We start from the raw sequence: 2,791 nt of genomic DNA on the forward strand, positions 1-2,791 counted from the left end.
CGCCTCGCGGTCGCGCTCTCCGCCGTCTTTACAGACAATACCGTCTCCCGGCGTTTCTGCCTCAATAAGCTCTGCCGCACCGGCCTTGCATATCTGCATGAAGCTGAAATGCATGGCATCCGCAATCTCAACATATTGCGCGGTTTTTTCTGGCATATTGGAGGCGACATAGCCGGATTCCAGTTTCGCAGGCAGATCACCAATATCAACACCTGCTCCAAAAATCAGAGCCGGCATAGTAATGCTGTTCAGGCTCTCCGGAGTGAAACCACGCGCCAAGCCCAGATCAAGCGAGACAATCGCACCAACACGCGGATCGGCTTTCATTGTTTTCAGTTTTTCAGCTGCCACTTCGCCTCGCGGCGTAATCAGCTCACTCGCCAGACCACAAGTGCGCGGATTAGGCTGCTCTGTGCAATCCCTGTCAAAGCGCGCAGGATCAAATTGTGCACCAGCCAGCGCCACAACCGACCAGCCTCCGAGTGAATGACCAATCGCGGCAATGCGGTTTGGTTCAACCTTGCCCGCTAAGGCGCTGTCAGTGGTCACAGCATCAATCACACGACTAAGGTCATACGGACGTTCCCAGAGCTGCGCAGCCTGTTCCTTATCGCGATTAAATGTCGTTGTGCCCGGATGATCCGGTGCGGCAACGATATAGCCCTGCCCGACCAGCTCACCTGCCAGCCAGTTCAGGTTACGCCAGCTACCGCCATAGCCATGCGACAACACCACAAGCGGATGCGTTTTGCCGTCAGGCGCAGCATCCGGCATTGCCTGAATGCCTTTAAAGACCGGATTTTCACCAACAGTCTCGGCTGCTTTTGTGTCGGATGCCGGATACCAAAGCGCGACTTTCAAGTCACGCTTGCCGCTCTTATCTGCCAGTTCGGTTTGCCGGAAACCCACCGGCTCATTTGCAGAAGCCAAACTGCCTGTCAGCGTCAAAATACCAAGCCCTGCTGCCAATACAGCAACTGTCTGTTTCATCATTCCAATCTCCGCGGATATTCTTTTTCGTTACCGGCAGTACAACGCAATCATAAAAAGAGCGACCTGAAACATGATCAAGGTCGCTCATTTATCACTTCATTTTTGAATACGGATTATTTCAGCGGAATATAAATCTCGGTCACGCTTTCAGGATTCATCGGCCCGAGAAAACGCGCGCCGCTATATTCAAATTCCGGCCCTTCATCAGGCTGCATACCTGCACTCGGCAGCCATTCGGAATAGGCCGCGCGGAATGTTTCCGGCAAGGTCGTCACTTCACCCTGATGCTCAACCTTTGCGTAATAGCGCCCCGGAATTTCCATGGCGACCAGTCCTTCAGGAATGGTTGCATCTGTGCCAACCGGAAGACCCGCAATATAACGCCACTGGCCGTCTTCCAGAGGCTGGCAAATGCCGAAAGTGCCGACAGGCTCATACAGGCGTTCAATCTCATGCTCACGCGCTTCAAAGCGATCCCACATTTGCGCGATACTGCCCTCATCCTCAGGATACCAGCACATGCCGATAATCCGTTGAGCAGCGAAGAAAACACGTTCAGGCTTTTGTAATTCAGGCATTTTACGCTCCGGTTGTGCGAGATAGCGATAAAGATGATCGAGGGTTTTCTGACGGCGGTTGATGTCAGCTTCAAGCTGCACTGCATGATTTTGCAGGCTTGCATGCATCTTCTCCACACTGTCCAGACCACCGCTGGCAGCCAGTGTTTTGATCTCATCCAGCGCCATACCAAGCTGCCTCAGCCAGACAATGCGCCCCAGTGTTACGATCTGTTCCGGCCGGTAATAGCGGTAGCCATTATCCTGCCTGCTCAGGCAGGGGCTGAACAGACCGATACTGTCATAATGGCGCAGTGTTTTTGTCGTTACCCCTTGGGAGCGCGCCATTTGTCCTATTGTGAGCATGCTTTCTCCTTGTGACTATCATCGCACAAGTTATGCAGGCTTGCCCTTAGGTTAAGGTCAAGTGCTTTCTTTTAAAAAAGATTTTATCCGCAGGAATGGTGAAGATTGCCCGCCGGAAGCCGACATAGCAATTTGCTGCTTAGCTCTAGTTCCGCAGGCCAAAGCCTTGCAACAAGCGGCGGATCGCATAATCCGGTTTTCCGGATGTAAACACAGCCAGATCATCATGATGATGGAGAATCTTGTCTTTATTCTCAGGCAGCAGCGACAACATACGCCGGGCGATTGCTTCAGCCGGATCAAGCCAGTCAACCGGCCACGGCGCTAAACGACGGAATACATTGGCGAGAAACGGATAATGCGTGCAGGCAAGCACCACGATATCCGTACGCTTACCGTCTTTCTCAATGAAGCATGGCGTGATTTGCTCAAGCACCAGCTCATCATCAATCTTTTCGCCGCGAATATGCGCTTCAGCCAATGTGGCAAGCCGGTCAGCGCCGACAAGGCGCACATGGCACTGTGTAGCGAAAGACTGGATCAAATCCCGCGTATAGGCACGTTTAACTGTACCCGGCGTTGCCAGAACCGAAACAAGACCGGAACTGGTGCGCTCAGCGGCCGGTTTAATCGCCGGAACCGTGCCGACAAAAGGTGTATCGGGAAAAGCCTGCCGCAGATCATCAAGCACCAATGTGGATGCCGTATTACAGGCAATCACGCATAGCTGAGGATGGAACCGGCGGATCAGATCAGCAAACAGGCTGACAATGCGCTCACGCAAAGCCGGTTCTTCCCATGAACCATAGGGAAAACCTGCATCATCAGCCACATAGATAAAATGGCGGTCGGGCATCAGCACCCGCGCCCCGCGC

Annotated in this window: 3 protein-coding genes; all 3 read right to left on the minus strand. The window is 53.2% G+C overall.

The features are described from left to right. A partial coding sequence (locus A918_RS0117615) for an alpha/beta fold hydrolase (protein WP_022712323.1) occupies positions 1-993 on the minus strand: 993 nt, incomplete at its 3' end. Positions 994-1,106: 113 nt separating this feature from the next. Further along, positions 1,107-1,916, minus strand: a complete 810-nt coding sequence (locus A918_RS0117620; protein ID WP_022712324.1) for a MerR family transcriptional regulator — start codon at positions 1,914-1,916, stop codon at positions 1,107-1,109. Between the two features lie 145 nt (positions 1,917-2,061). Continuing rightward, a partial coding sequence (murI, locus tag A918_RS0117625) for a glutamate racemase (protein ID WP_022712325.1) occupies positions 2,062-2,791 on the minus strand: 730 nt, incomplete at its 5' end.

Source organism: Pseudochrobactrum sp. AO18b (assembly GCF_000409565.1).
GTDB classification, from domain to species: domain Bacteria; phylum Pseudomonadota; class Alphaproteobacteria; order Rhizobiales; family Rhizobiaceae; genus Pseudochrobactrum; species Pseudochrobactrum saccharolyticum.

Bases quoted from the DNA above. Each gene is read 5' to 3' on its own strand.
- A918_RS0117620 (WP_022712324.1), bottom strand. From the start codon at position 1,916: ATGCTCACAATAGGACAAATGGCGCGCTCCCAAGGGGTAACGACAAAA.